General features: G+C 70.5%; 19 protein-coding genes and 1 tRNA gene. 7 read left to right on the top strand and 13 right to left on the bottom strand.

The genetic code is table 11. From position 1 onward, the window contains the following. Position 1 precedes the first annotated feature (1 nt). Genes KAF39_RS11980 through KAF39_RS11970 form a run of 3 tightly spaced genes read right to left on the bottom strand, consistent with a single transcriptional unit; the run spans position 2 to position 4,646 of the window. The gene (locus KAF39_RS11980; protein WP_282595530.1) at positions 2-1,150 is read right to left on the bottom strand and encodes an acyl-CoA dehydrogenase family protein; all 1,149 of its coding nucleotides are present in this window, start codon (positions 1,148-1,150) and stop codon (positions 2-4) included. Then, positions 1,150-3,087: a biotin carboxylase N-terminal domain-containing protein gene (locus KAF39_RS11975; RefSeq protein WP_210677454.1), complete on the bottom strand. Its 1,938-nt coding sequence runs from the start codon at positions 3,085-3,087 to the stop codon at positions 1,150-1,152. Before KAF39_RS11975 ends, KAF39_RS11980 begins: the two co-directional genes overlap by 1 nt. 5 nt (positions 3,088-3,092) lie before the next feature. Further along, entirely contained in the window at positions 3,093-4,646 is a 1,554-nt protein-coding gene (locus KAF39_RS11970) for a carboxyl transferase domain-containing protein (protein ID WP_210677453.1), read from the bottom strand. A gap of 112 nt (positions 4,647-4,758) precedes the next feature. On the opposite strand from KAF39_RS11970, the gene KAF39_RS11965 reads away from it, so the two are divergent. Next, a complete protein-coding gene (locus tag KAF39_RS11965) occupies positions 4,759-5,361 on the top strand; it encodes a TetR/AcrR family transcriptional regulator (protein WP_210677452.1) in 603 nt (200 codons plus the stop codon). Here KAF39_RS11965 and KAF39_RS11960 read toward each other — a convergent pair. Genes KAF39_RS11960 through pdhA form a run of 3 tightly spaced genes read right to left on the bottom strand, consistent with a single transcriptional unit; the run spans position 5,354 to position 8,858 of the window. Next, positions 5,354-6,733, bottom strand: a complete 1,380-nt coding sequence (locus KAF39_RS11960; protein WP_210677451.1) for a dihydrolipoamide acetyltransferase family protein — start codon at positions 6,731-6,733, stop codon at positions 5,354-5,356. The two genes, KAF39_RS11965 and KAF39_RS11960, sit on opposite strands and share 8 nt — an antisense overlap. Then, positions 6,730-7,740: an alpha-ketoacid dehydrogenase subunit beta gene (locus KAF39_RS11955; protein WP_210677450.1), complete on the bottom strand. Its 1,011-nt coding sequence runs from the start codon at positions 7,738-7,740 to the stop codon at positions 6,730-6,732. The genes KAF39_RS11960 and KAF39_RS11955 overlap by 4 nt, the downstream gene beginning before the upstream one ends. A gap of 2 nt (positions 7,741-7,742) precedes the next feature. Beyond that, positions 7,743-8,858 (bottom strand): pyruvate dehydrogenase (acetyl-transferring) E1 component subunit alpha, encoded by a 1,116-nt coding sequence (gene pdhA / locus KAF39_RS11950; protein WP_210678047.1) that lies wholly within the window; start codon positions 8,856-8,858, stop codon positions 7,743-7,745. A 172-nt stretch (positions 8,859-9,030) separates the two neighbouring features. Between pdhA and KAF39_RS11945 the strand changes: the two genes are divergently transcribed. Next, a complete protein-coding gene (locus tag KAF39_RS11945) occupies positions 9,031-9,504 on the top strand; it encodes an Lrp/AsnC family transcriptional regulator (protein ID WP_210677449.1) in 474 nt (157 codons plus the stop codon). On the opposite strand, the gene KAF39_RS11940 is transcribed toward KAF39_RS11945, so the two are convergent. Then, a complete protein-coding gene (locus KAF39_RS11940) occupies positions 9,476-10,375 on the bottom strand; it encodes an alpha/beta fold hydrolase (protein WP_210677448.1) in 900 nt (299 codons plus the stop codon). The two genes, KAF39_RS11945 and KAF39_RS11940, sit on opposite strands and share 29 nt — an antisense overlap. A gap of 133 nt (positions 10,376-10,508) precedes the next feature. Here KAF39_RS11940 and KAF39_RS16265 point away from each other — a divergent pair, with 133 nt between their 5' ends. Next, complete coding sequence (locus KAF39_RS16265) at positions 10,509-11,423, top strand: AraC family transcriptional regulator (RefSeq protein WP_210677447.1); 915 nt, start codon at positions 10,509-10,511, stop codon at positions 11,421-11,423. A 184-nt stretch (positions 11,424-11,607) separates the two neighbouring features. Continuing rightward, the gene (locus KAF39_RS11930) at positions 11,608-11,925 is read left to right on the top strand and encodes a hypothetical protein (RefSeq protein WP_210677446.1); all 318 of its coding nucleotides are present in this window, start codon (positions 11,608-11,610) and stop codon (positions 11,923-11,925) included. A gap of 72 nt (positions 11,926-11,997) precedes the next feature. Here KAF39_RS11930 and KAF39_RS11925 read toward each other — a convergent pair whose 3' ends face one another. The 4 genes from KAF39_RS11925 to KAF39_RS11910 all read right to left on the bottom strand — a co-directional run bounded on the left by KAF39_RS11925 (position 11,998) and on the right by KAF39_RS11910 (position 16,042). Beyond that, positions 11,998-12,258 (bottom strand): DUF6458 family protein, encoded by a 261-nt coding sequence (locus KAF39_RS11925; RefSeq protein ID WP_210677445.1) that lies wholly within the window; start codon positions 12,256-12,258, stop codon positions 11,998-12,000. A 120-nt stretch (positions 12,259-12,378) separates the two neighbouring features. After that, positions 12,379-13,590 carry a globin domain-containing protein gene (locus KAF39_RS11920; protein ID WP_210677444.1) on the bottom strand — a complete coding sequence of 404 codons (1,212 nt, stop codon included), beginning with the start codon at positions 13,588-13,590 and terminating at the stop codon, positions 12,379-12,381. Between the two features lie 11 nt (positions 13,591-13,601). After that, entirely contained in the window at positions 13,602-14,120 is a 519-nt protein-coding gene (locus KAF39_RS11915) for a hypothetical protein (RefSeq protein ID WP_210677443.1), read from the bottom strand. 155 nt (positions 14,121-14,275) lie between these two features. Further along, complete coding sequence (locus tag KAF39_RS11910) at positions 14,276-16,042, bottom strand: DUF5979 domain-containing protein (protein WP_210677442.1); 1,767 nt, start codon at positions 16,040-16,042, stop codon at positions 14,276-14,278. Positions 16,043-16,490: 448 nt separating this feature from the next. Between KAF39_RS11910 and KAF39_RS11905 the strand changes: the two genes are divergently transcribed. Together KAF39_RS11905 and KAF39_RS11900 are read left to right on the top strand one after the other, a co-directional pair. Next, the gene (locus KAF39_RS11905) at positions 16,491-16,652 is read left to right on the top strand and encodes a hypothetical protein (RefSeq protein ID WP_210677441.1); all 162 of its coding nucleotides are present in this window, start codon (positions 16,491-16,493) and stop codon (positions 16,650-16,652) included. An 87-nt stretch (positions 16,653-16,739) separates the two neighbouring features. Beyond that, positions 16,740-17,045: a hypothetical protein gene (locus KAF39_RS11900; protein ID WP_210677440.1), complete on the top strand. Its 306-nt coding sequence runs from the start codon at positions 16,740-16,742 to the stop codon at positions 17,043-17,045. Positions 17,046-19,276: 2,231 nt separating this feature from the next. Here KAF39_RS11900 and KAF39_RS11890 read toward each other — a convergent pair. Beyond that, a tRNA-Ile gene (locus KAF39_RS11890) sits at positions 19,277-19,353 on the bottom strand. Positions 19,354-19,382: 29 nt separating this feature from the next. Then, positions 19,383-19,919: a gamma carbonic anhydrase family protein gene (locus KAF39_RS11885; protein WP_210677438.1), complete on the bottom strand. Its 537-nt coding sequence runs from the start codon at positions 19,917-19,919 to the stop codon at positions 19,383-19,385. Between the two features lie 128 nt (positions 19,920-20,047). Here KAF39_RS11885 and KAF39_RS11880 point away from each other — a divergent pair, with 128 nt between their 5' ends. After that, complete coding sequence (locus KAF39_RS11880; protein WP_210677437.1) at positions 20,048-20,533, top strand: Dps family protein; 486 nt, start codon at positions 20,048-20,050, stop codon at positions 20,531-20,533. The last annotated feature ends 34 nt before the right edge of the window (positions 20,534-20,567 follow it).

Here is a 20,567-nt window from a genome sequence, read left to right as displayed (position 1 = left end):
GCTACCGGGCGAGACCGAGCGCCCTGGCGATCACGAGGAGCTGGACCTCGGTCGTCCCCTCCCCGATCTCCAGGATCTTCGAGTCGCGGTAGTGCCGGGCCACCGGGAACTCGTTCATGAACCCGTTGCCGCCGAAGATCTGCGTCGCATCCCGGGCGTTGTCCATCGCCGCCTCGCCCGCGACGAGCTTCGCGATGGCGGCCTGCTCGGCGAAGGGCTCCCCGGCGTCGCGCAACCGGGCGGCGTGATGCCACGCGAGCCGGGCGGTGTGCACGCGGGCGCGCATGCGAGCGAGCGTGAACTGCGCGTTCTGCCGCGTGCTGAGGGCGCTGCCGAAGATGGTGCGGCTCCGTGCGTACTCCACCGCCGCTTCCAGACACCCCTCCGCCGCCCCGGTCGAGAGGGCGGCGATCGCGATGCGGCCCTCGTCGAGGATGCTGAGGAAGTTGCGGAAGCCGCTCCCCCGGTCACCGAGGAGGTTGCCGGCCGGCACCCGGGCACCGTCGAACGTGAGCGGATGCGTGTCCGAGGCGTTCCAGCCCACCTTGTCGTAGGGCGGCTCGACCGTGAAGCCCGGCGTTCCGTTCGGGACGATGATCGTGGAGATCTCCTTGCGTCCGTCGCTCTGACCGGTGACCGCGGTGACCGTCACGAACCGCGTGATCGGGGTGCCCGAGTTGGTGATGAACTGCTTGGATCCGTCGATCACCCACTCGTCGCCGTCGAGCCGTGCCGTCGTGCGGGTGGCTCCGGCGTCGCTTCCCGCCTCGGGTTCCGTGAGGCCGAACCCGGCGAGGGCGCGCCCCGCGAGCAGATCGGGCAGCAGCTCCTCCTTCTGCGCTTCGGTGCCGAAGCGGAAGACGGGCATCGCGCCCAGGCTGACGCCGGCTTCGAGGGTGATCGCGATCGACTGGTCCACTCGCCCGAGCGCCTCGATGGCGAGACCCAGCGCCATGTAGTCGCCGCCCTGTCCGCCGTACTGCTCGGGGAACGGGAGCCCGAAGAGCCCGAGCTCGCCCATCTGCCGCACGACGTCCATCGAGAGCGTGTGGGTGCGGTCGGCTTCGTAGGACTGCGGGGCCACCACGGACTCCGCGAAGTCGCGGACCATCGCGGCGAGCTCGCGCTCCTCCTCGGTGAGATCGTGCATCATGAGTCCTCCTCCGTCATCGTCACGCGGGCGACCGGCTGATCGCGCCGCACCTGGTCGCCGACCGCGACCAGCATCCGTACCACGCCGTCCTGCGGCGCGAGCACGGGGTGCTCCATCTTCATCGCCTCGATGGACATCAGCGGCGCCCCCGCGGCGACGGTCGCTCCGTCCGAGACGTGGACAGCGACCACTCCGCCCGGCATCGGCGCGCGGGCTTCGGGCTCGGTGGCACGTGCCTCACGCTCGGCGGCGGCGAGCCGGAGCCGCATCCGCGCGCGACGGTCGAGAGGGCGCAGCCGCAGCGTCCTCCCCTCGTCCCACACCCAGATCGCACCTTCGGCATCCTTCGCCGCGCGGACCCGGCCGGAATCCACCGGGGACGCGGTCGCGGTGACGATCGCGTCATCGTCGGTGAGGACCGCGAACGGCTCTGGCGCGTGCGCTTTCGCGCCGAGACGCCAGCCCGGGAGGGCCCGCCACAGCGGGCCGGCGCCTTCCCGTCGCGGGGCGCCGTCCGCGGCGGTGCGCGCCGCGCAGTGGGCGGCCGCTGCGACGAGGGCCGCCGACGGGGCGGCGGCGGAGATCGGGAGGAGCGTCTCGATGAGCCCGGTGTCGAGGTCGCCCTCGATGACGCGCCGGTCGTGAAGGAGCCGCCGGAGGAAGCCGATGTTGGTCTCCACACCGAGCACGACCGTGCGTGCGAGCGCGTCATCGAGTCGCTGCAGCGCCGTCTCCCTGTCCTCCGCCCACGCGATGATCTTCGCGATCATCGGGTCGTAGAAGCCGCTCACCGTGCTCCCGGTTCCGACGGCCGCATCGACACGGACGCCGGCCGGCGGCTCGAAGAGCAGCACCGTCCCGGTCGAGGGCAGGAATCCGCGCTCGGGCGACTCCGCGTACACCCGGGCCTCCACCGCGTGGCCGGAGGTGCGCGGTCTCACATCGAGCGCCTGCCCGTCCGCCATACGGAGCTGCAGGGCCACCAGGTCCAGCCCCGTCACCTCCTCCGTCACGGGATGCTCCACCTGCAGCCGGGTGTTCATCTCGATGAAGAACGCGTCCTCCGGTGCATCCGCGTCGACCAGGAACTCCACCGTTCCCGCCCCGACGTAGGCCACGCTCTCCGCCGCCCGCACGGCTGCGGCGAGGAGCCGGTCGCGGGTGTCCGCCGGGATCCCCGCCGACGGCGCCTCCTCGATCACCTTCTGATGACGCCTCTGGAGGGTGCATTCGCGCTCTCCTAGCGCCAGGACCGTCCCGTGCACGTCTCCGAAGACCTGCACCTCGATGTGCCGCGGCCGACGGATGAGCCGCTCCAGGATGAGGGCGTCGTCACCGAATGCGGACGCCGCGACCCGACGAGCGGAGGCGAGGGCGCCAGGCAGGTCAGCGGACGAGAGAACGACCTCCATGCCCTTGCCGCCTCCTCCTGCGCTGGGTTTGACCAGGAGTGGGAAACCGACCGCCTCCGCCTCCTCCCGGATCTCGGCGTCCGACAGTCCCCGGGCATCGAAGCCGGGCACCACCGGCACGCCGCTCCGTGCCACGTGGTCCCGCGCCCTGGCCTTGTCGCCCATGATCTGCAGGGCGTCGACGGTCGGGCCGATGAAGATGATCCCGCTCTCCGCGCACGCCTCGGCCAGGCCGACGCTCTCGGAGAGGAATCCGTAGCCCGGATGGATGGCCTGGGCTCCGGTCGCCCGCGCGGCCGCGATCACCGCGTCGATGTCGAGGTACGACTCGGCGGCGGGTGCGGGACCGATCCGGACGGCGCCGTCCGCCTCGCGGACATGCGGGGCGTCGGCGTCCGCGTCGCTGTAGACGGCGACGCTGCGGATGCCGAGTTCGCGGAGCGTCCGGATGATCCGGCGGGCGATCTCGCCGCGGTTGGCGACGAGCACCGAGGAGAACGAGACAGGGGGTGATGACGACATGGGACTCACATCCGGAAGACGCCGAAGCGCGGTTCGGGCAGCGGGCTGCGGGAGACGACATCGAGGGCGAGGCCGAGGAGGTCGCGCGTCTGTGCCGGATCGACGATGCCGTCATCCCAGAGCCGGGCGGTCGCGTGGTAGGGCTCGCCCTGCTCCTCGTACTGCGCGCGGATGGGTTCCTCGAAGGCGGCACGCTCGTCGGCGCTCCACGAGCCCCCGCGCGCCGCCAGCTGGTCCTCCTTGACGGTCGCGAGCACGGAGGCCGCCTGCGACCCGCCCATGACCGAGATGCGACTCGCCGGCCACGTCCACAGGAACCGGGGCGAGTACGCGCGCCCGCACATCGAGTAGTTGCCGGCGCCGAAGGATCCGCCGATGATGACGGTGAGCTTCGGAACGCGCGTGGTCGCGACGGCGGTGACCATCTTCGCCCCGTCTTTCGCGATGCCGCCCGCCTCGGCGTCGGATCCCACCATGAATCCGGTGATGTTCTGCAGGAACAGGAGCGGGATGCCGCGTTGGTCGCAGAGCTCGATGAAGTGCGCGCCCTTGAGTGCGGACTCGCTGAACAGCACGCCGTTGTTCGCGACGATCCCGACCGGGTGGCCGTGCAGCCGGGCGAATCCGGTCACGAGCGTCGTGCCGTACTCGGACTTGAACTCATGGAAGCTGTCGCCATCGACGAGACGGGCGATCACCTCCCGCACGTCATAGGCGGCGTTGACGTCCACGGGGACGACGTCGTAGAGGGTTCCCTGCTCGGTCGGCGGACGGCTCTCCTCCACGTCCCAGGCCGGAGGGGCCGGCGGTGGCAGTGTGGCGACGATGTCACGGAGGATCTCGAGCGCGTGTTCGTCGTCGTCGGCGAGATGGTCGACGACACCGCTGCGACGTGCGTGCAGCTCTCCCCCGCCGAGTTCCTCCGCCGTGACGATCTCGCCGATCGCGGCCTTGACGAGCGGAGGGCCTCCGAGGAAGATCGTGCCCTGGCCGCGCACGATGACGGTCTCGTCGCTCATGGCCGGCACGTAGGCGCCGCCGGCCGTGCAGGATCCGAGGACCGCGGCGAGCTGCGGGATGCCCTGCGCCGACAGCCGGGCCTGGTTGAAGAAGATGCGGCCGAAGTGGTCGCGATCAGGGAAGACCTCGTCCTGCTTGGGGAGGAAAGCCCCGCCGGAATCGACGAGGTAGAGGCACGGGAGCCGGTTCTCCAGCGCGATCTCCTGCGCGCGCAGGTGTTTCTTCACGGTGAGCGGATAGTAGGTACCGCCTTTGACGGTGGCGTCGTTGCACACGACCATCACGTGTCGGCCGTGGACGAGCCCGATGCCGGCGATGACGCCCGCCCCCGGTGCATCTCCGCCGTACAGCCCGTCGGCGGCGAGCGGCGCGACCTCGAGGAACGGACTGCCCTCGTCGAGGAGACGCGCGACCCGATCGCGCGGCAGCAGCTTCCCGCGCGCGACGTGCCGCTCACGCGAGGCCGCGGGTCCGCCTTCGGCTGCCGTCGCGAGACGATCCCGGAGCTCCTGGGCGAGCGCTTCCTGGGTTGCCGGCATCGTGATGTCCTCCTCGACCCACGTCGCGCCGCGGTGTCCACCTGGCGCGCTGCATGCATTCTCGGTTAGTGTTCACTAACCCGTTGATTCAGGTTAGCGAGGATTAACTGAAATGACAAGCCCCTCCACGGCTCGCGACCGCGCCAAGGCGGAACGTTCCGACGCCCTCCTCCATGCCGCGGCGCGTCTCTTCGCCGCGCGCGGATACAGCGGCGTGAGCCTCGAGGAGATCGGTGCCGCCGTCGGCGTCTCGGGGCCCGCCGTCTACCGACACTTCGCCGGCAAGCAGGCCCTCCTCGGAGCCGTGCTCGTGAAGGTCAGCCAGGACCTCGTCGCCGGCGGCCGCCGGGTCGCCGCAGAGCCGACCGACGCGGACGAGCGCATGCGAGCCCTCATCCGCTTCCACGTGGAGTTCGCGCTCGGCAACGCCGAGGTCATCCAGGTGCAGGACCGTGATCTCGCGTTCCTGGACGACGTCGACCGCGCAGAGGTCCGCCGCCTGCAGCGCGCGTACATCGAGTTGTGGATGGACACGCTCGCCGCCCTCGACGGTCCGCGACCACTCGGACGGGACGAGCTGCGTCTGCGCGTGCAGGCCTGCTTCGGCCTCATCAACTCCACGCCGCACAGCACGCGCGCGGCCACGAGGCGGCACGCGGCCACCGCGACCGTGCTGGTCGCGATGGCCGAGGCGGCGCTCCGCGCCGCTAGCTGACCAGCATCGCCCGACCCGGGTCTTCCAGGATGTCCGCCACGTCCTTGAGGAACGTCGCCCCCTCCGCGCCGTCGACGAGGCGGTGGTCGAACGAGAGGCTCAGCGTCAGCAGCTGACGGAGGGCGATCTCTCCGCGGTACTCCCAGGGCTGCCTCCGGACGGCACCCACCGCCAGGATCCCCGACTGTCCGGGCGGAAGGATGGGCGTGCCCGCCTCCACGCCGAAGACCCCGATGTTGGAGAGCGAGAACGTGCCCCCGGCGAGCTCCGCCGGGGTTGTCCGCCCGGCGCGGGCCGTCTCCGCGAGCTCTTTGAGGGCGGTCGCCAGTTCGACGAGGTTCATCCGCTCGGCATCCCGGATCATGGGTACGATCAGCCCGCGCTCTGTAGCCGCGGCGATGCCGAGGTCGACGTAGCTGTACTGGACAATCTCCCCGGCCTCCTCATCCCACCGGGAGTTGAGTCCGGGCGCACGACGGAGGGCGAGGCACACCGCCTTGGCGACGACCGCGAGCGGCCCGATCCGGTGTGCCGACAGCGACTTGTCGTCACGGAGGCGGCCGAGCATCTCCATGGTCGCCGTCACGTCCACCGTGTGGAAGACCGTGACGTGCGGCGCGCTGAAAGCGCTCTGCACCATCGCCGCTGCGGTGTGCTTGCGCACGCCGCGGATCGGGATGCGTGTCTCGCGCGGACGATCCTCCCCGACCGGATGCGGATGGGACGGAGCGGACACCGGCGTCTCGGGTGCGGGCATGGGGACTGCCGCCCCGCTGCCGATGCGTGCGGCATAGGCGTCGACATCCGCCCGTGTGATCAGGCGGTCGCCCACCTCCGCCGCGACGAGCACCAGGTCGACCCCCAGGCGCTTCGCGTGAGCCCGCACGGGCGGCGTGGACCGCGGTCGTTCGACGACCGTCTCCACCGCGGCGGACGGGGTGGCGTCGTGCGGGGCCGCTTCGAGCACGGCGGTGTCGCTGCCCGACACGGTGGCCGGGGCGCCGCGGCGGCGGGCTCGTCGCGCGGGACGGCCACTCGACGTCGGCGCCGCGCCGTACCCCACCAGGTTCGGCTGCGCCTTCTCGTCCGTGGGTTCCTCGGCGCTGCCCGACGGCGCGTCCGGTGCCTCCTCACCCTCCACGGCGAACGCGATGAGAGGAGCGCCCACCGCGACGGTCTCCCCCGCCTCCGCGTGCAGGGTGGCGACCGTGCCCTCATAGGGGGACGGCAGCTCGACGACGGCCTTGGCCGTCTCGACCTCGGCGAGGGTCTGGTTGAGGGTGACGCTGTCTCCGGGGGCGACGAGCCACTGCACGACCTCGGCCTCGGTGAGCCCCTCCCCGAGGTCCGGCAGGCGGAATTCGGCGATCATGCGTCTGCTCCCGTCAGGCTGTGCGGGCGGTCGAGTACCCGGTCCACCGCATCGAGGATCCGGTCGAGGTCGGGGAGGTGGTACTTCTCGAGCTTCGCGGGCGGGTAGGGCACATCGTGCCCGGTCACCCGCAGCGGCGCCGACTCGAGGTACTCGAAGCAGCGCTCCGTGACGCTCGCGATGACCTCCGCGGCGAGGCCGGCCTCCCGGGATGCCTCGTGCGCGACGACGACGCGTCCGGTCTTCCGCACCGAGGCGGCCACCGAGTCGTAGTCCACCGGCGACAGCGAGCGCAGGTCGACGACCTCCAGCGCGATGCCCTCGTCCTCGGCCGCCTCGGCCGCCTGGAGCGCCGTCCCCACCATGGCGCCGTAGGTCAGGACGGTGGCGTCCGTGCCCGGGCGCACCACGCGCGCGAGCCCCATCGGCGGGGCATCGGCGAGCGGGGCGTCGAGGTCGACCTCCCCCTTGTGGTGGTAGAGCCGCTTCGGTTCGAAGAACACGACGGGATCGTCCGACGCGATCGCCTGACGGAGGCTGCGGTACGCGTCCTCCGGGTTCGACACCGCGATCACCCGAAGCCCGGCCGTGTGGGCGAAGTATGCCTCGGGCGACTCCGAGTGGTGCTCCGCGGCGCCGATGCCGCCCGCCCACGGAATCCGGATCGTGACCGGCATCTTCACGCGCCCCTGGGTGCGGTAATGCAGCTTGGCGACCTGGGAGACGATCTGGTCGAAGGCGGGGTAGACGAAACCGTCGAACTGGATCTCGACGACCGGACGGTATCCGCGGAAGGCGAGGCCGACGGCCGTGCCGACGATGCCCGACTCCGCGAGCGGCGTGTCGATGACGCGTGCCGCGCCGAACTCGTCGAGGAGACCGTCGGTGATCCGGAAGACGCCGCCGAGCTTGCCGATGTCCTCGCCCAGCAGCACGACCTTCTCATCGTCCCGCATCGCCTGACGGAGGCCGGCGCCGAGCGCCTTGCCGAGCGTGAGCTGGGTCATGGTCACGCCTCGCTCTCGAACGACGCGAGGTAGGCGGCGTACTCATCGCGCTGGCGCTCCAGCCCGGTGTGCGGCTCGGCGTACACGCCGTCGAACACCGCGAGCGGCGGCCGGGTGACCATGCCGAGGCAGGCGGCGCGCATCTCCTTGGCGACCGCGTCCGCGGCTGCCTGCGTCTCCGCGACGTGCTCGTCGGTCAGGTCGCCGGACGCGCGCAGGTGGGCCTCCAGTCGCGCGATCGGATCGCGGTCCCGCCAGGACTCCCATTCCGCGTCATCGCGGTAGCGCGTGGGATCGTCCGCCGTGGTGTGCGGACCCATCCGGTAGGTCACCGCCTCGATGTATGCCGGCCCCTTGCCGGAGCGGGCGTGCTCCAGCGCCCACCGCATCGCCGCGAGGCAGGCGAGCACGTCGTTCCCGTCCACGCGGAGGCTCGGGATTCCGAATCCCGGCGCCCGGCCCGCGATCGGGTACTGCGACTGCACGGTCACCGGCTCGGAGATGGCCCAGTGGTTGTTCTGGCAGACGAACACGACGGGAGCCTGGTAGGAGGCGGCGAAGATCATGGCCTCGTTCACGTCGCCCTGGCTGGTCGCGCCGTCACCGAAGTACGTGACCGCGACCTCCGGGGCGTTCTCGTGACGGATGCCGAGCGCATAGCCCACGGCATGGAGGGTCTGCGCACCGATGATGATCTGGAGCGGGGCGACCCGGAGCGCCGCGGGGTCGTACGCGGCCCCTTCCTCCCCGCGCCACATGCGCACGTAGTCGCCGGGCTGCGCGCCGCGTGCGTAGATCACGCCGGTCTCGCGGTAGCTCGGGAAGACGTAGTCCTGCGGGTCGAGGGCGCGGGCGGTGCCGATCTGCGCGGCCTCCTGGCCCTGACACGGTGCCCATAGGCCCAGTTGGCCCTGTCGCTGCAGGGCGACGCCCTCCGCGTCGATGCGGCGGAGGACGACCATGTCGCGGTGGAGGGCGCGCAGCTGCGCGGCATCGACGTCCGCGACGAAGGCGTCCAGGCGCGCGTTCGGCATCCGGGAGCCATCCGGTGCGAGGATCCGCTCGGAGAGCTCCAGATCCTGGGCGGTGTCCGCGATGGGGGTGGTCTGCGGCGACATCATCGTCCTCCTCGTCCCTGGGCGACCCTCGTGAGGCTTCACCCGATGACGCCGGCGTCATCACCGGCATGGTTTGAGGGTACGTCCGGTCATCACCTCGCTCAAGCAATTCACTCCCGCTTGAGCATGTTGCTCATTTTCCGCGAATCGCGTCCTGCTAGGGTTTGGCACTATGCCTGGACTCGACCGCATCGACCTGGAACTGCTCACGGCGCTCGCCGACGACCCGAGGGTCACCATCGTCGCCCTCGCGGAGCGGATGAGTCTCTCCCGTAACACCATTCAGGCACGGATGGCGCGGCTCGAGCAGAGCGGCGTGTTCCTCTCCTACGAGAGGTCCTTCTCCCCCGACGTCCTCGGCTTCCCCCTGCAGGCGTTCGTGAGCATCGGGGTGCGGCAGACGGAACTCCCCCGGATCATCAACGAGCTCGCGCGCATCCCGGAGGTCGTCCAGGCGCACGGGCTGAGCGGGTCCATCGACCTGCTGGCGCGGGTCGCGTGCCGCGATGCGCGTCACCTCTTCGACACGGACGCCCGGATCCTGTCCATCGAGGGGGTCGAGCGGACCGAGACCTCCCTGGCCATGGGCGAGGTGATCCCGTTCCGGGTGGCGGGACTCATCGGCCTCGCGCGACGGGAGTCCTGAGGAACCGACGGATCGCCCCGGCCGCCTCGGCGGGCGTCTCATAGTGGATCAGGTGCCCCACCTGGGCGATCTCGACGAGGGACGCGTGGGGGAAGAGGGTGGCGAGCGTCCGTTCGGCTTCGATCGGGGTGATGTCATCTCGCTGCGCAGCGATGAGGAGTGTGGGCACGGCGATCGAGGGGGCGAACTCCCGGACGTCGTGCGAGACGCTCGCCACGAACGCATCGTGGAGCACATCCCGGTCGGAGAACCGGGAGAAGTAGGTGTCGTGCTGATCGTGGATGAAGCGCCGGAGCTGCGGATCCCTGGTCTTCGCCATGCTGATGCTCATCACCCGCACGATCACCCGGTTGCGCAGCAGGGCCGTCCCGATGCGCGACGGCAGCTTGGCCCCCAGGGCGTAGTACAGCACGGCCAGGCGCGTCAGCACGCCCTTCGGCCCCTCCAGGGCCGGCGCGCCGATCGGGTTCACGAGGATCAGCCGCGGCGTCTCCAGCCCGCCGGCGACGGCGGCGGCCGTCACGATCGACCCGAACGAATGCCCGAGGATCACGGCGCCGGGGGCGGTCGCCGCCGCGAAGTCGGTCAGCCACCCGGCGTATTCGCCCAGATCGTGCCGGCGCCCGGGCAGCGGCGCCGACTCGCCGAACCCCGGCAGATCGGGGGCGATCACCCGCAACTCCGGCAGGAACGCGAGGACCGACTCGAGGCCGTGGTGCTCGCCGCGGAACCCATGCACAGCGATGACGGTCGTCTCCGCATCGTCGGGACCGTAGACCCAGTACGCCGTCGTCCCGCCACGGATCTCGATGTCGTGGCGCTGCACCGGCAGACGGTTCAGCCGCTCGGCATACGGGGAAGACACGCTCATGCTCCGAGTCTACGAGCCGTCACCCGCCTCGCCCGCCCCGGGCACCCAGGCTCTCCCCATCCGTCTGTCGGGGGCATAGGTTACTGTCCAAGATGCCCCGACCGTTCGGAACAGGGAGCAGCAAGGAGCGTCGGTGCAGTTCACATCCAGGGACATCGAGCAGGTCGAGTCCACCTGGCAGCAGTTCGTCCCGTCGGCGAGCCTGCAGGACGTGGACCCGCGCCGCTTCCGCTTCGACTGGCGCTCGGTGGAGCTCGGCTCGATGTCGCTCGTCCGGTATGAGCTCGCCGCCCAGGTGCACTCCCGTGCCGAACCTGAGGACCAGCTTCTCGTGTGCCGGGTCGACGCCGCCGACGCGCGCATCTGGTCGGGTCGGCAGGGACTGGATGCCGGTCAGCCCTGGCTCACCGACGGGGCCAGGGTCGAGGCGAAGTGGAACCAGGTCGCCCGGGTCCGTGCGCTGGTGTTCGATCGCGTCGCCGCGCGCGATGCGGTCCGCCGGATCACCGGCGATGACCGGCTCGAACTCCGCGCCACCGGGCTCTCCCCCCATTCGCGGGAGGACGGCGCGCGCTGGGAGCGAATGTTCTCGTACGTCGACGGCTCCTTCGGCCCGAACGGCGCCGATCCCCTCATCGCCGCAGAGCTCGAACGTCACGCACTGCTGCTCACCATGGCCGCCTTCCCCACGACGTTCAGCGAGTCACTGGACCGTCCGGCGCAGCGGTCCGCCGCCCCCGCCTCGGTGCGGCGCGCTCTCGCGTACATCGAGGACAACGCGCACCTGCCGATCACCGTGGACGATGTCGCGGCGGCCGCGTTCATGTCCATTCGGGGGTTGCAGTATGCGTTCCGTCGCGCGCTGGACATCACCCCGAACGAAGCGCTGCGCCGCGCACGGCTCGACGGGGCTCACCGCGACCTCCGGCACGGCAAGGGCACGTCCGTCTCGGCCGTGGCCCGGCGGTGGGGCTTCAGCAACGTCTCGCGCTTCGCCGTCGCCTATCGCGAGGCGTATGGCAGCCCGCCGGTTCTCACGCCGCTCTGAGGCCACACTGACACCGCGCGCAGATTGTGTGCGCGCAGAGCCGTGAATCACGTCAATGCGCACGCTCACGTGCGCATCTTGACTAGAGTCCAAGTATCCCCCTGAGCCGTGAGGGCTCCACACGTACGTTCCGAAGGAGCGCCATGAAAACCCCCGCCGCCCCTGCCCCGAAGGTCGGCTGACGATGGGCAGTCTCTACTACGGCGACACCCAGACGCCGATCCAGATCGACGACCGCGCGCTGGCGCACCTGAAGGTCGTCATCGCCACGAAGCTCCGCCGCAACGAGAGCTTCACGCTGTCGTGGCGGCACCCGGAAGGCGATGCGCCCGGCCGCTCCACCCTGTGGCTGCACCCGTCGATTCCGCTCCGCTTCGTCTTCGAAGAGGCCGAGCCGCCCGAGCTGAGCCGTCGCTGGATCGAGGAACTCGCCCATTCGGCGAACTCGAGCGGAGGCATCACACTCGTCGAAGAGCACCTGGAGGGGGCTGACGTCGGCTGACGACGTGTCCTCCAGACGCACGAAGGGCCGCGAGATTCCCGCGGCCCTTCGTGTGTCCGTGAACCGTCCGGCTCAGAGTCCTTCGTCGGAGGTCGAGCTGACCGACCGCCGGGTGGTGGGGGCGCCCGTAGCGGGATCCACCGAGGTGCGCGACACGGTTTCCGTGCGACGGCGCCGGGCCAACAGCACGATGCCGATGAGGAAGATGATCACGCCGGCACCCATGAGGATGTATCCGACCATGTCCAGGTTCACCCACGGCACGTCGACGTTGACGGCGAAGACGAGGATCGCTCCGATGACGAAGAGCGCGATTCCGCTGCCGATGCTCATAATCACTCCCGTTCCGCGGCGCTATGCCGCACGGATGCACTCTGCCCCTCTCGCGCGCCGCGGACGAGGGGCTTGACATCGCGCCGCTGACCTTCTGCGCCGTTGACGAGATGAGTGACGTCAGGCAGGTTCGGGAGTGCGCGCTTCGCCCCAGAGGTTCGGACCGAACACCTCGTGCTCGATGTGGTCGGCCGCGATACCGCGTGCGATGAGCACGCGGCGGATCGACTGCATGAACGGCAGCGGTCCGCACAGGAAGACCCTGGCCTCCTCCGGGAGCTCGACGTGGGCGAGGTCCATCCGGCCCGATCGCTCCGTCGCCGCCGCTCTCCCTTCGGCCGAGTACCAGGTGATCGAGCGCATGTTCACCAGCTCTCGCCCTCTGTCCCGGATGATGCGGGCCAGAGCGTGGGTCTCCCTCCTCCGATCGGCATGGAGCAGGAGCAGAGGACGCTCGGATGGCTGCGCGGCGAGGTCGTCGACCATCGCCGCGACCGGGGTGATCCCTATGCCGGCGGAGATCAGCACCAGCGGTGCGTCCGACTCGTCGAGCAACACGTCTCCGGCGGGCTGGGAGACGTCGATCACGGCACCGACATGACCGTTCACATGCAACCATGTCGAGACCTGCCCATCCGGAGCCCCTGCCGCGCCCCGGATCCGCTTCACCGTGATCCGAAGAGTGCCGACTTGACCTGCCGACGAGACGGTGTACTGCCGCGGCTGACGCCCGCCACCGGGGACGGGCACGGACACGGCGACATACTGTCCCGTTCGACGCGGCATCACGCGACCGTCCAGTGGTTCGAGCACGAGCGAGATGACGTCCTGGGCCTCCTCCACACGCTCGATCACGCGGTGCGGCCGCCAGGGGTGCGCGGGATCCGTCCCGGCGCGCGCGTAGAGGCGCGCTTCCTCGGCGATCAGCGAGCACCCGAAGAGCCAATACACCTCGTCCCAGGCGGCGTGCACCGCCGGCGTCACGCGGTCGCCGAGGACGTCGTCGACAGCCGCCAGCAGATGCCGACCGATGATCGTGTACTGCCGTGCCGAGACACCCAGCGAGACGTGCCGATGGGCGATCCGGCTGAGCGTCGGCGTGAAGTCCGGCGCCGTCGGGTCGATGAGGTGGACGGCGAACGCGACGACGGCCGCCGCCAGCGCCTGCGCCTGCGTGCCCTGCACCTGATGAGCCTTGTTGAACACGTTCAGCAACTCAGGGTGTGCCTCGAACATCCGCCAGTAGAACAGCGTCGTGATCTCGTCGGCGTGCGCGGCGACGAGACCGGCCGTGGCGCGGACGAGTGCTTCGGACTCTCGCGAGAGCTGCATGCCGTCGTCCCTCAGCGGACGTAGCCGTACGACTCCACGCGCGGGAACGCCAAGCCGTCCCCCGCACCGTCCCACACGCCGGTGAAGCGCAGTACCACGTCCTCACCCGCGTCCAGGGGCCCCGTCCATGCGATCGTGTCGCCCGCGACCGTCACCTCTCCCGTAGAGGCACGGAGGCTCGCCGGTGCCCAGGTGGAATCGTCGAGGAGGCCGTCGACGCGGAACACGATCGTGCTTCTCGAGGAGTCGACCTCGCTGTTGTTCGCCAGCTGCATCGTGTAGGTGACCGTCTCGCCGATCTGCGGGTCGGTCGGGCCCGCATCGAACGTGTAGTGGAACGTGAGGCATGCCGGGCCGACCCGTTGCGTGCGCACCCCGGTGCTCGCGGTGCTCGGCACGATCGAGGAGGAGGACGGACCGGGGTCAGGCTCCGAGGCGTGGGCGGCGGGTGTGAGGACGGCGCCGGTCAGGACGAGCGCTGTCGCCACGCCGAGCGCTTGCGTGGTGCGGACGAGGGAGATCCTTTTCATGAGCACTGCCTTTCTACGACGCCATCCGGCGGATCCGATGTCGGGGTCGATCCGCCCCGACGGACACACGACGCCGAAAAGCGCGATCGATCACGCGACGAGCGAAAACTCGTCGCGTGATCGATCGCTTGCGGTTCGCGCCGCTCGTTCGGCGCTCAGGCCTCGGTCCGGGACCCCGTCGCTCGACGTCGCGCGTGGAACGCGGCGAAGCCGGTCAGCAGCAGCAGCGCCGCAAGGGCGATCGCCCCTGCCGGCGTCTCGGTGCCCGTCAGCGCGAGCGATCCGCCGGGTGCCGGCGGCGGAGTGAGCGAGGTGGGATTGGTGAGGGTCACCGCGACGGCGCTCCCGGCGCTGATCGTGATGACAGCGCTGTCCTCTCCCGTCTCTACACCGGTCCCCGAGAAGATCGGCGTCCGCCAGGTCGCGCCGTCGACGGGCTCCGGCGATTTCTCGCGGAGCGTGACGATCGTCCCGGCGGGAATCCCCTCGAGCCCTTCGCTCTGTCCTGCCAGGACCGTCAGCTCTCCATTCACGGTCTTGCCGTCGCGTTCGTAGGAGTAGGTCACCGCGTACTCCTGATCCGCGGGCACCAGCGACGCCCCCTCACCCGTGACCTTCTTCGTCACCGTGAACCCACCGAGCGGCGGCGGGGTGATGGCCGTCGGGTTGGTGAGCGTCACGGCGACGGTCGTCGCCCGCCCGATCGTCACGGTGGCGGTGCCCTCCGTCGCGTGCACCCCGCTGCCGGTGAAGACCGGGGTCTGCCACTGCATGCCCTCGACAGCCGCCGGCGCCTTCTCCGACAGAGTGACGACGGTGCCTTCCGGCAGCCCGGTCAGGCTCTCGGTCTGCCCGGCGCGGACCACGAGCTCTCCGGACACGGTGGTGCCCGCCTTGTCGTAGGAGTACGCGACAGTGAAGGCGCGGTCGTCGGGCACCAGGGACGCCCCGGAACCGGCGAGTTGCTTGGTCACACTGAAACCGCCGACCGGGAGCGTGCCGTCGCCGTCACCACCGCCCTGCGAGTAGATGACCGGTGTGCTCTCGGCGACCCATCGTGAGCCGGTCACCGTGTTGTGGAAGGCGTCTCCCGTCTGGACATCGGCGGGAAGCGCCGTGCGGTACCGGAGGACGTAGATGGCATCGGTGACGATCGGGGCCTCCACCGTGACCCGGAACGAGTTGTCGCTGAGCTCTGCGACCGAGTAGTCCGTGCCCGACTGCAGCGGGGTCGACTGGGTGTACCGGCCGCCGGCCCAGTCCTTCGCCAGCACATACACCAACGTCACGGACGCCGGGTCGAGGTCGAGACCGGCGGTGAAGGTGTCCGTGAGAGACGGCGCTTCGCCGCTCAGCGCGGATGACGGGATGTTGACTCCCCACGAGATGTGACGCCCGTCCAGGGTGACGTCTCCCCACTTGTGCGGGGTCGTCGGTGCCGGGAACTCCGGCACCGGCCCGATGCCGCCAGGCACCTCGACGGAAACGACGGTCCCCCCACCCGTGGTGAACGGGATCTCGGTCAGGGTCGTCTCCTCGTCGGCACGCGCACGGAAGTGCAGCGTTCCACTGACGTCGTCATGGCTGTCGACGTAGTCGGTGAGAGTGCACACCAGCTCTCCGGTCGAGACCTCGCAGGTCCCGATGGTCTGCCCGTCCGGAGCGGTGAGCGGGAACGAGTCGCGGATTCCCGTGAGGCTCGGGCTCGTCGGGAAAGCGAGGCGGAAGGTGTCCCCCGCCGTCGCTGAATCCGGCACCGCCCAGGTCGCCTCGAAGGCGATCCTGTCCCAGACATTGATCTGGTCGGTGGGCTCGGTGATCGTCAGCGAGGTGATCCCGTCGACCTCGGCGGCGTGCGCGGTCGTCGGGACCGCGAAGACGGCGGCGATGACCGCCACGCAGAGCGCGAGCAGCGCGGCCACGAGTCTCTTCGGGCGCGTTCCCGGCGCGGCCGATGCGTAGGCATGGTGATGTGATGGCACTTTCGATTCCCCCAGTTATCGATGACGCGCGCGGCTGGCTCGTCCCGCGCGAACGGTGTCCTCAAAGAGATGCAGAAGTGCTCGTTCTGTTACGCGATTCGCCGACACGGTTTCCGCGTCGGTCGCGCAGTATGCCGTGATCCTGCACGGAACGACGTCATGAATCGTGCGGCCCCGCATCTCTCCTGTGACGGAGCGGTCACCTTCGGACGCATCCGTCCATCTGTAGAGGCACTCGCCGTCTACGTGGTGCCGGGGGCTTGCTGTCTCTCCCCGCTCCCGGCACCTCCTTCCCCGTCCGTCCGCAGAGCGACGGAGACCTTGACATGCCCGCGCGAAGTGGTCACACTGCGAGGAGTAGGGCGGGTTTGTTGGGATCGAGGTTCCGATGAATCGTCGTGCGTGGATCGGTGTGACCGTCGTCGCTGCGGTCGCCCCCGCAGGTGCCGCTGGCGCGGTCGGCTATGTGTGGGGCGCCGCACAAGTGCCGAAGGAGCCGCTCGCCGAGCGCCTCGCGGACGGTGAGCCCCACATGGTCGACGCCGACTAGCTCCAGGAGCTCGAACCGATCCTCGGCACGGTCTATTGGCTGGGCGACCGCGACGGCACCGATCTCGAACTCACGGTGTCCTCCGCCATGGTGCTGATCCGTTACCTGCCCGACGAATCCTCGGCGGGTGATGCGGAGAAGGCGATCTCGGTAGCGACCTACAGAGACCTCGCCGGCTACGGCGCGCTCGAAGCCCTGGGTGACTCGGCCGAGCTCTCCACGTCCGACTCCGGAGCCCTCATCGCTGTTCCCGAGGCCAATCCGAAGAGCACGTGTTTCGCGTTCCCGAGCGGCGCCTTCCAGGTCGAGGTCTTCTCGCCGGAGGATGGCGAGTCGTTCGAGCTTGTGGGCGCGGGAGACGTGTTCCCGCTGGGACTCACGGATGGGCCATGACCGTTCGTGTGATCGCTGCCGCGGTTCTGGCGGCCGCGCTGACAACGGGCCCGTCGCTTCCCTGGCCCGAGCCTGACAACGGCCTCGCCGGACCCGTCGTACAGACGTCCGCGGATCCAGGAGAGCCGGGGTGCCGGGAGATCCTGGCGCTCAGGGCGAGCCAGGCCGGAAGGGAGACACCGGTCCGACCGGTCCTTCGGGACCACAGGGCGATAGCGGAGTGACAGGCCCCGTCGGGCCCCAGGGCGAGACCGGACCGACGGGCCCCGTCGGTCCGCAAGGCGAGCCCGGTCGACAAGGCGATGCCGGCCCCAGCGGCCCCGTCGGACCACAAGGCGACGCAGGTCCCGTCGGGCCCCGAGTCGAGACCGGGCTCGCGGGTCCCATGGGGCCCCAGGGCGAAACGGGAGCCACCGGCCCGATCGGCCCTCAGGGCGAGACCGGAGCGCCTGGGCCGCAGGGCGACACCGGACTCACCGGGCCCATCGGCCCACAAGGCGAAGCAGGCCCGCAAGGCGACCCCGGTCCGCAAGGCGAGCGTGGCCCTCAGGGCGAACCCGGGGCTACTGGGCCCCAAGGCGATGCCGGCCTGCAGGGGGAAACCGGCCCCGCCGGACCGATCGGACGCCAGGGTGAAGCAGGCCCCGCCGGACCCCAGGGCGTCACCGGGCCCGCCGGACCGATCGGCCCCCAGGGCGAGGCGGGACTCACCGGCCCCATCGGACCCCAAGGCGATATCGGCCCCCGAGGCGAGCCCGGCCCACAAGGCGAGACCGGTCCACAAGGCGAGACCGGCCCCGCCGGACCGCAGGGCGACACCGGACTCACTGGCCCCGCCGGTCCCCAGGGCGAAGCAGGCCCTGCCGGACCGCAGGGCGACACCGGACTCACCGGACCCATCGGCCCCCAAGGCGAGACCGGAGCCACGGGACCTCAAGGCGACACCGGACCTCAAGGCGAGACCGGCCCCGCCGGACCGCAGGGCGACACCGGACTCACTGGCCCCGCCGGTCCCCAGGGCGAAGCAGGCCCTGCCGGACCGCAGGGCGACACCGGACTCACCGGACCCATCGGCCCCCAAGGTGATCCCGGTCCACAAGGCGAGACCGGAGCCACCGGACCCCAAGGCGTTCCCGGACCTCAGGGCGAGACTGGCCCCGCCGGACCGCAGGGCGACACCGGACCCACCGGCCCCATCGGCCCCCAGGGTGAAGCAGGCCCCGCCGGACCGCAGGGCGACACCGGACTCACCGGCCCGATCGGCCCCCAAGGCGATCCCGGTCCCCAAGGCGAGACCGGTCCCCAAGGCGAGACCGGAGCCACGGGACCCCAAGGCGTTCCCGGACCTCAAGGCGAGACCGGCCCCGACGGACCTCAGGGCGAGACGGGACTCACCGGACCCACCGGCCCCCAGGGCGAAGCAGGCCCAGCCGGACCGCAGGGCGACACCGGACTCACCGGCCCGATCGGACCCCAGGGCGAGACCGGAGCCACGGGCCCCCAAGGCGAGACCGGCCCCGCCGGACCGCAGGGCGAGACGGGGCTCACCGGCCCCGTCGGCCCGCAGGGCGAAGCAGGCCCCGCCGGGGCGCAGGGCGAAACCGGACTCACCGGCCCGATCGGACCCCCGGGCCCCCCGGGTGAGAACGGCGTGTACGGGCCCGCCGGTCCGCGAGGTGAGGCCGGCCCCGCGGGGCCGCAAGGCGAGATAGGGCTCACCGGACCGATAGGTCCTCAGGGGAGTATCGGCCCCGCCGGTCCTCAGGGCGAACAAGGGCCGCAGGGAGAGCCAGGACTCGCTGGGCCCGTCGGCCCCCAAGGCGAACCTGGCCCGGCGGGCCCGGCCGGTCCCACGGGAGCCACGGGCCCTGCGGGTCCCACCGGTCCGGCAGGACCGCAGGGAGAGCCTGGGCAACTGAGTACGAACGTCAGAACGGCGAGTAACACGATCGGGCCGGGCTCCAGCGGGCTGCAACTTCGTGTGGATGTGCAGTGTCCTGCGGGACAGAGCGCACTGGGCGGCGGAGGAAACACCAGCGGCTGGGGCTCGGGGCAGAATGTCGTGCTCTGGCGGAGCCTCCCGATCACTGCCACCGGCGGCCTGCCTGCAGCGGGCACCGCGGCGACCGGGTGGTCAGTGTCCGCGTTGCAGGTCGGCCCCGGAACAAACAACTACACGCTGACGGCCTGGGTCATCTGCTCGCCGTGAATGCTGAGGACCAGCGTGCTGGTGGTAGGGCGGGCGGGACTTGAACCCGCGGTCGTTGGGTTATGAGCCCACTGCCTTAACCAGCTTGGCCACCGCCCCGTACCCCACCAGCCTAACGGGGCGCGGCCTCAGCGCGCGGTCGCGCGGGCATGCGTCGCGGAGTGCTCCCGGTAGATCGCGGCGTTGTCGAGGAGCGACGCGCGCTCCTCGTCCGACAGTGACCGCCGGACTTTCGCCGGCACGCCGGCCACCAGCGAGCCCGGAGGCACCTCGGTCCCCCCGAGCACCAACGCGCCACCCGCGACGAGGCACCCCTCTCCGATCACCGCTCCGCTCAGGACGACAGCGCCCATGCCGATCAGTGAACCGTCACCGATCGTGCAGCCGTGCACCACCGCGTTGTGACCGATGGACACGCGGGCCCCGATGCGCACGGGATGACCGGCATCCACGTGAACAGACACGTTGTCCTGGACATTGCTGTCCGGACCGATCACGATGTCCGACGAGTCCCCGCGGAGCACGGCGTTGTACCAGACGCTCGCTCCTGCAGCGAGGGTGACAGCGCCGACGATACGGGCGCCGTCCGCGATGAATGCGGTGTCGTCGAGCTCCGGCGTGCGATCCGGCAGGGCGAGGACGGAAGCTCCGGGGGCGATGCTCATGAGGCGAGACTACCCTCACTTCCGCGGAATCACGCGGAAGTGAGTGGAGCCTCAGCTTCCTTGCGGAATGTCTGAGCCTGAGTAGCGTTGTACTCGTCAGTCAGAGAACTCTCACGGAGGAGCACAAGATGAGCAAGGCCCAGACCGTTTCCACCACCGCCATCGACCCGACCGTCGCCGCGGGTGCGGCGCAGTTCCTCTCCCCCGTCGTGCTCGGCCTCCAGGCGCTGACCGTCAACGGCAAGCAGGCCCACTGGCACGTCCGCGGCGCGAACTTCGTCGGCGTGCACGAACTCCTCGACACGATCGTCGCCCACGCCGGTGACTTCGCCGACACCGCTGCGGAGCGCATCGTCGCTCTCGGCCTGCCGATCGACGCGCGCGTCAACGCCGTCGCTGAGAAGGCCGGCCCCACGGGCGTTCCCGCCGGCTTCGCGCAGTCCGACGACCTCATCCGCGCCGTGATCGCCGACATCGACGCGATCCTCGTGGACGTGAAGGCCGCCGTCGAGGGCCTCGACGAGGTCGACCTCACCAGCCAGGACGTCGCCATCGAGATCCAGCGCGGCCTGGAGAAGGACCGCTGGTTCCTCGTGTCGCACATCGCGGCCTGAGTCCACGGCTACGAAGGGCGGCCCCGGAGTTCCG

It is taken from the genome of Microbacterium sp. BLY (assembly GCF_017939615.1).
Lineage (GTDB): Bacteria > Actinomycetota > Actinomycetes > Actinomycetales > Microbacteriaceae > Microbacterium.
The sequence above is the reverse complement of the archived record's forward strand: the minus strand, read 5'-3'. Positions and strand labels throughout refer to the sequence as shown.